Source organism: Aeromonas sp. R1-1, assembly GCF_040908495.1.
Lineage (GTDB): Bacteria > Pseudomonadota > Gammaproteobacteria > Enterobacterales > Aeromonadaceae > Aeromonas > Aeromonas veronii.
The window spans coordinates 20,814-27,553 of sequence record NZ_JBFODV010000203.1 but is presented as its reverse complement, the minus strand read 5'-3'; the positions used below and the strand labels follow the sequence as shown (position 1 = coordinate 27,553).

The following is a 6,740-nucleotide window of genomic DNA, read 5'->3' as shown; positions in this document are numbered from 1 at the left end:
ACCGGTAGCCGCTCTGCAGGCTGAGGTCGCCGAGGGCGCTGCGCGCCGCCAGCCCCTGCTCGGCGCAGTAGCCGAGGTAGGCGTCGAGCCGGCGCTGGCCGGTGGTGAGGTCGGCAGTATCCACCCCCAGATAGGCGATGTCGCGGATACCGCGGGCAGCAAGCTGGTCCAGCATGGTACGCACAGCGCCGGCATCGTCAAAGCAAACTGAGGAGAAACCGGGATATTCGCGGGCAACCAGCACCAGCTTATCCCTGAGCGGCGCCATGGCGGCATAGTCGAGATCGTTGAAGGCGAACAGGATAATGCCATCCACCCCGCGCCGCTCCAGCACCGCCAGATGCTCCTGTACCTTGGCGGGGGAGAACTTGCTCTCCATCAGCACGGCATCGTAGCCACGCTGGTAGAGGGTCTCCAGCATGCCGCGCACCGCCTGATTCTCCGAGCTGGAGTCGAGCCGCGAGACGATGATCCCCACCACCTGCTGGCTCTGGCTGCGCATGGCCCGCGCCGACTTGCTCGGCACGAAGCTATGTTCGGCGATGATCTGCTCCACCCGCTCGCGGGTCTCCTGCTTCACCTTGGGATCCTGATTGAGCACCCGGGAGACGGTCGACTTGCCGACGCCACTCAGTCTGGCGATATCGAGGATGGTCAGTTTCTTGTCCATGAATTGGCTCACAGGAGGCTAGGCGGTGGAATTGCCCACATTGTTGTGATTAACCCCTGTGAATACAAGCCCATGGCGTTAGAATGCCCTTTTTGCCCCGCCGTCAGGGTATGTGGGCACAGCACAGGATGCCCATCATGGATCTGCTGGCCAGTCTGCTCTTCTCCCTCTCCATCACAGGCCCCATCTGCGTGGTGCTGCTGCTCGGCATCTTGCTCAAGCGGTTGGGGCTGCTGCCGGATCCCTTTACCGAATCCGCCTCGCGGCTGGTGTTTCAGGTCACCCTGCCCGCTCTGCTCTTTCTCAGTATTCTGGGTACCAACTTCGCCACCATGCCGAGCCTCTGGTTTATCGGCTATGGCCTGCTCGCCACCGTTATCAGCTATCTGGTGCTGGAGCTGCTGGCCGGACGTTTTATCGGGGAGCAGCGACTGCGCGGCATCTTCGTGCAGGGGAGTTTTCGCGGCAACAGCGCCATTATCGGGCTCGCCTATGTGCAGAACGCTTACGGCCACGAGGGGTTGGGTGCGGCGGCCTTCTATGTCGGCGCGGTGACCGTGCTCTACAACATTCTCGCGGTGATCACCCTCACCCGCAGTCTCGGCGGTGCCACCGGCATTCGCCCCATCCTGCTCGGCATCATCAAGAATCCGCTGATTATCGCCATTGTGGCGGCGCTGCCGTTTACCCTGCTCGGTATCAAGATGCCGCAACTGCTGCTCACCACCGGCAGCTACTTCGCCAACATGACGTTGCCGCTGGCGCTGCTCTGCACCGGTGCCTCTCTCAGCCTCGACGCCCTGCGCGGTGGTGCAGCCATTGCGGGCTGGGCCAGTATCATGCGGCTCTGCCTCATTCCGGCTGCGTTCACTCTTGGGGCTGCCCTGCTCGGCTTCAGCCATCTGGAGCTGGGTATTCTGTTTCTCATCAGCGCCACCCCGACTGCCGCCGCCAGCTATGTGATGACCCGCGCCATGGGGGGCGACAGCGTGCTGGCCGCAAACATCATCGCCACCACCACCCTCGGTTCGCTGGTCACTACCAGCCTCGGGGCAACTCTGATGAACTATCTGGGTCTTATGTACTGACGGCTTGACCTTGCCGGAGGCGGCAGCTTTAGGCTGGCGTTCATCAACAGAGGAGATATCCCATGACCATCGAACTCACCGTGTCCGGCATGTCCTGTGGTGGCTGCGCCGCCAGTCTGCAAAAAGCGCTGCTGGCCCAGCCTGCGGTCACCACCGCAACCGTCGATTTCGCCAGCAGCAAGGCCTTCATCGAGAGCGAGCTGAGCAAGGCAGAGCTGATCGCCCTGATCGAAGCCAAGGGTTTCTCTGCGAGTTAAATTATCTCCATTGAGGTATAAAACAGGTTAAAAATCTGTACTCACCTGTCTTTTGGTGAGTTTTATCACAGACCCAGGTTATTAAACGGGCAAACTTGCTGCGATTATTCCAACCATAAGGATTTGCAGCATGACCCTACCGATCCGCAAGACCCTGCTCGCCGCCGTCGTTGGCCTGACCCTCTCCCCCATGGCGATGGCCCTGCCCAACGTCCATATTCTGGCAACCGGCGGCACCATTGCCGGAGCTGGCCAGTCGGCTACCCAGTCCAACTACGAGGCTGGCAAGGTGGCCATCGAAACCCTGATCGCCGCCGTGCCCGAGATGAAGAACGTGGCCGATGTGCAGGGTGAGCAGGTGGTGAAGATCGGCTCCCAGGACATGAACGACGAGGTGTGGCTCAAGCTGGCCAAACGGGTCAACGAGCTGCTGGCCAAGGATGACGTGGATGGCATTGTCATCACCCACGGCACCGACACCATGGAAGAGACCGCCTACTTCCTCAATCTGACCGTCAAGAGCGACAAGCCGGTGGTACTGGTTGGCGCCATGCGCCCCTCCACCGCCATGAGTGCTGATGGCCCGCTCAACCTCTACAACGCCGTGGTGACCGCCTCCGACCCCGCCTCCAAAGGCCGTGGCGTGATGGTGGCGATGAACGACACAGTGCTGGATGCCCGCGACGTCACCAAGACCAACACCACAGGCGTGCAGACCTTCGCCTCCCCCAACTTCGGCCCGCTCGGTTACATCCACAACGGCAAGATCGACTATCAGCGCACTCCGGCCCGTCTGCACACCAGCAAGACGCCGTTTGACGTGAGCAAGCTCGACAAGCTGCCGCAAGTGGGCATCGTCTACAGCTACGCCAACGCCACCGACTTGCCGGCCAAGGCGATGGTGGATGCCAAGTTCGATGGCATCGTCAGTGCCGGGGTGGGTAACGGCAATCTCTACCACACCCTGTTCGATACCCTGGCCAAGGCGAGCAAGGACGGCATCCGTGTGGTGCGCTCAGCCCGCGTGCCGACCGGCGCCACCACCCTGGATGCCGAGATCGATGATGCCAAGTACGGCTTCGTGGCCTCCGGCACTCTCAACCCGCAGAAAGCGCGGGTGCTGCTGATGCTCTCCCTGACCCAGAGCAAAGACCCGGCCCAGATCCAGCGCTGGTTCCAGCAGTTCTGACAACGGTTGCCTGACAAGTGACAAGCAAGGGCGGGACTTCCCGCCCTTTTCACTCCTGCAATGCTGCCTCGCCCATTACGCCGTTTGACGGGGTCGACCTTCCCTTTTCCGGCCATCTTTTTCAGCCATCCCAGAGCGCTGTCATCAAATTAGCGAGCCGGATCACCCGCTTTCACAAGCGCATCGCCGCCAAATTCATTACACTGCCAGCGATCTTATCCACTCAAGGAGTGCTGTTGCTGTATGGAAATATTGATCCTGCTGGGATTGATTTTGCTTAATGGCGTCTTCGCCATGTCAGAAATCGCCATCGTCACCGCACGCAAGGCTCGCCTCGGCAAGCTTGCCTCTGAAGGCAACCGCTCCGCCGCCATTGCCCTCAAACTGGGCGAAGACCCGACCCATTTTCTCTCTGCCGTCCAAATCGGCATTACCAGCATAGGTCTGCTCAACGGTATCTACGGGGAATCCCTGCTGGCCCAGCCCTTCTCCCTCTGGTTGCAAGAATGGGGGCTCCCCGCCAAGAGCAGTGGCCTGATCGCCACCGTCATAGTGGTGGTGGTGGTTACTTATCTCTCCATTGTGGTGGGGGAGCTGGTGCCCAAGCGGCTCGGCCAGCTCAATGCCGAGCGCATCGCCTGTCTGGTGGCCCGCCCCATGCACTGGCTCGCCACCCTGACCCGCCCCTTCGTCTGGCTGCTGTCGGCCTCCACCAATGCCAGCCTGCGGCTGCTGCGGGTCAACCAGAACGGCAGCGCCAACGTCACCGAGGAGGAGATCCACGCCATGCTGGTGGAAGGATCGGAAGCCGGGGTGATCGAGGATCATGAGCACACCATGCTGCGCAACGTCTTCCGTCTCGACGAGCGCAGCCTCTCCTCCCTGATGGTGCCGCGCAGCGATATCCGCTATCTGGATCTGGCGCTGCCGCTGGAGACCAACCTGCAGCGACTGGTGGAGTATCGCCATAGCTATTTTCCGGTCTGCGACGGCAACTTGTCAGAATTGGTGGGTATCATCAATGTCAGCAAGGTGCTACACGCCTATATCAAGGGGGAGCCCATCGATCTGGCTGCCCTGACCCAGGAGGGCAGCCTGCTACCCGAGACCCTCAACGGCGTCGAGCTGCTCAACCACTTCCGCACCCACAGCGAACAGATGGCACTGGTGGTGGACGAATATGGCGAGTTGCAGGGACTGGTCACCCAGCAGGATCTGCTGGAGGCGCTGGCGGGGGATTTCCAGCAGGAGGATGGCGAGGACAACTGGGCCTTCCGGCGCGCCGACGGCAGCTGGCTGCTCGATGGCCTGATCCCGTTGCCGGAGTTGAAGGACTGTCTGGAGCTGGTTCGTCTGCCAGAAGAAGAAAAACATCACTATCACACCCTCGGAGGGCTTATCATGCTGCTCCTTGGTCGTGTTCCACAAACCGGAGACCTGGTGACACTGGAACAGTGGCAACTGGAAATTGTTGACATGGATGGCCTGCGCATCGACAAGGTGCTCGCCATGCCCTTGACCGATCAACCCAGCTAACCTGCGGAGTTTGCAAGTATGGAGCAGTTTTACCAACTGGCTCACGCCTTTATGAATCACGATCTGAACACACTTTCCGATCCCAAGATGGCCTTCATGATCTGTGGTGTGATTCTGACGTTTCTGGTACTGGAAAACGGATTCATCCCTACCGCCTTTCTGCCCGGTGACAGCCTGCTGATCCTCACCGGCGTGCTCATCTATCAGGATGTATTGTCTCTCGGGGTGATCCCGCTGTTGATCATGGCTACATTTGTCGGCACCTGGCTCGGTTACATGCAGGGGCGCTTTCTCGGCCACACCCAGCTCTACCATCGGCTGATGTCCCACGTGGAAGAGCGGCACCAACAGAAGGTCTACCACCTGCTGGACAAGTACGGGATCATCACCCTGATCACCGCGCGCTATATCGCCTTCGTTCGCACCGCCTACCCCTACATCGTCGGTGCCACCGAGCTGCCCCAGGGGCGCTTTCTCATCGTCAATCTGATCAGCTCCATCATGTGGATCTGCCCGCTGGTAGGGTTTGGCTACTACCTGAGCCACACCAAGCTGGCCGCCGAATACCAGACCCAGTTCTTCAACATCATCATCTATCTGCCGGTGGCCCTGCTGGTGGGTGGCATGGTGGCGCTGGTCTGGCGCTGGATCAGCAAACGCAGGGCCGCGCAGCCGCGGGATTGACCCCTCGCCCAACGCCCGACCCGAAAGCCCTCGCCAGAGGGCTTTTTTGATCGCCAATTTTTGCGCAAATAGCAGAAATAGTCCCGCTCGGCCCTTGTAAAGCCGGGGTAAAAATGAGTGAATCTAGCGCCTTTTTTTGGATGGGAATGGAGTCGGTTGTATGTGGTGTCGGATTCGCGCAGCAGCGCTGGTTGTCGGGTTGATGGGAATGCTGGGATTGCCTGCGGTCAGCGCGGCACCCAACCCTGCCAAACTGGAAGTACGCTCGAGCAGCGCCCTGGTCGTGGATGTAAAAACGGGCATGACGCTCTACCAGAAGAATGCCACCAAGGTGCGTCCCATCGCCTCCCTCACCAAGCTGATGACAGCGCTGGTGGTGCTGGATGCCAAGCAGAATCTCAACCAGACCATCACGGTCGACAAGAACGATCTGGATCGGGTCAAACACACCCACTCCCGCATCCGCATGGGCACCAAGGTGACCCGCCGCGACGCCCTGCATCTGGCGCTGATGTCCTCCGAAAACCGGATGGCCTCGGCACTGGCGCGTCACTATCCGGGCGGTCGCAGCGCCTTCGTGCGGGCCATGAACAACAAGGCCAGACAGCTGGGTATGCGTAATACCCACTTCTACGACTCCACCGGCCTCTCCACCCGCAACGTCTCCACCGCCCAGGATCTGGGTAAGCTGGCCGCCGCCGCCTATCGCCAGCCGCTGATCCGTCAGTTCACTCAGGATGAGAACCGGGAGATGCGCTTCAGCGCCCCCGCCTACAGCCTGATGTTCAACAACACCAACCCGCTGGTGAAAAACCCGGATTGGGACGTGCGCCTCTCCAAGACCGGCTTCACTGACGAAGCGGGTCGCTGTCTGGTGATGCGCGCCAAACCGGACAGCCGCGAGCTCGCCATCGTGCTGCTCAACTCGGTGGGCAAACGCACCCCCATCGGCGATGCCAACCGCATTCGCAAATGGCTGAAAAGCTGAGTAAATATCTCAACACAAAAGGATGCTGCGGCATCCTTTTTTATTGCCTGCAGAACGCCTCAGCAGGCCTTGCAGGATGTTGATAGCCAAACCCTGAGTGATGAGCTGCGCGCAGTCCCCCGCAGCAACAGCAGGCATACAGCGCGCCTATAGATGAGGCAAAGGGTGGTGATGCGGTGCAACGATCAGAAGAACTGTGCGCAATCACAGAAAGGGGAAGAAATAAGGACAAGAACAGACTGGATGGCCATCCACCCGCAACAGCGCACGGGGATCCGCACCAAAAGCTAAATATCGCCCATAAAAAAACAGCCCCGACCGAAGTCGG

Annotated in this window: 7 protein-coding genes; 6 read left to right on the top strand and 1 reads right to left on the bottom strand. The window is 60.1% G+C overall.

Translation table 11 applies throughout. The features are described 5' to 3' along the window. Window positions 1–670: LacI family DNA-binding transcriptional regulator (locus AB5Y92_RS13135; RefSeq protein WP_368226928.1), on the bottom strand; the 670-nt coding region annotated here is incomplete at its 3' end. A 137-nt stretch (window positions 671–807) separates the two neighbouring features. Here AB5Y92_RS13135 and AB5Y92_RS13130 point away from each other — a divergent pair. The 6 genes from AB5Y92_RS13130 to pbpG all read left to right on the top strand — a co-directional run bounded on the left by AB5Y92_RS13130 (window position 808) and on the right by pbpG (window position 6,412). Further along, window positions 808–1,758, top strand: coding sequence for an AEC family transporter (locus tag AB5Y92_RS13130; RefSeq protein ID WP_005336047.1), 951 nt, complete (start codon window positions 808–810; stop codon window positions 1,756–1,758). A 62-nt stretch (window positions 1,759–1,820) separates the two neighbouring features. Next, complete coding sequence (locus AB5Y92_RS13125; protein ID WP_005348755.1) at window positions 1,821–2,015, top strand: heavy-metal-associated domain-containing protein; 195 nt, start codon at window positions 1,821–1,823, stop codon at window positions 2,013–2,015. Window positions 2,016–2,145: 130 nt separating this feature from the next. After that, entirely contained in the window at window positions 2,146–3,204 is a 1,059-nt protein-coding gene (ansB, locus tag AB5Y92_RS13120) for an L-asparaginase 2 (protein ID WP_021229073.1), read from the top strand. A gap of 243 nt (window positions 3,205–3,447) precedes the next feature. After that, window positions 3,448–4,740, top strand: a complete 1,293-nt coding sequence (locus AB5Y92_RS13115) for a hemolysin family protein (protein WP_040069001.1) — start codon at window positions 3,448–3,450, stop codon at window positions 4,738–4,740. 18 nt (window positions 4,741–4,758) lie between these two features. Next, complete coding sequence (locus AB5Y92_RS13110; RefSeq protein WP_005343012.1) at window positions 4,759–5,424, top strand: DedA family protein; 666 nt, start codon at window positions 4,759–4,761, stop codon at window positions 5,422–5,424. A gap of 160 nt (window positions 5,425–5,584) precedes the next feature. Further along, entirely contained in the window at window positions 5,585–6,412 is an 828-nt protein-coding gene (gene pbpG, locus AB5Y92_RS13105) for a D-alanyl-D-alanine endopeptidase (RefSeq protein ID WP_368226927.1), read from the top strand. Window positions 6,413–6,740 lie beyond the last annotated feature (328 nt).

Excerpts from the sequence above, each read along its gene's own strand:
- AB5Y92_RS13130 (WP_005336047.1), top strand. The coding sequence starts at position 808 with ATGGATCTGCTGGCCAGTCTGCTCTTCTCCCTCTCCATCACAGGCCCC.
- AB5Y92_RS13125 (WP_005348755.1), top strand. The coding sequence starts at position 1,821 with ATGACCATCGAACTCACCGTGTCCGGCATGTCCTGTGGTGGCTGCGCC.
- ansB (WP_021229073.1), top strand. The coding sequence starts at position 2,146 with ATGACCCTACCGATCCGCAAGACCCTGCTCGCCGCCGTCGTTGGCCTG.
- pbpG (WP_368226927.1), top strand. The coding sequence starts at position 5,585 with ATGTGGTGTCGGATTCGCGCAGCAGCGCTGGTTGTCGGGTTGATGGGA.
- AB5Y92_RS13115 (WP_040069001.1), top strand. The coding sequence starts at position 3,448 with ATGGAAATATTGATCCTGCTGGGATTGATTTTGCTTAATGGCGTCTTC.
- AB5Y92_RS13110 (WP_005343012.1), top strand. The coding sequence starts at position 4,759 with ATGGAGCAGTTTTACCAACTGGCTCACGCCTTTATGAATCACGATCTG.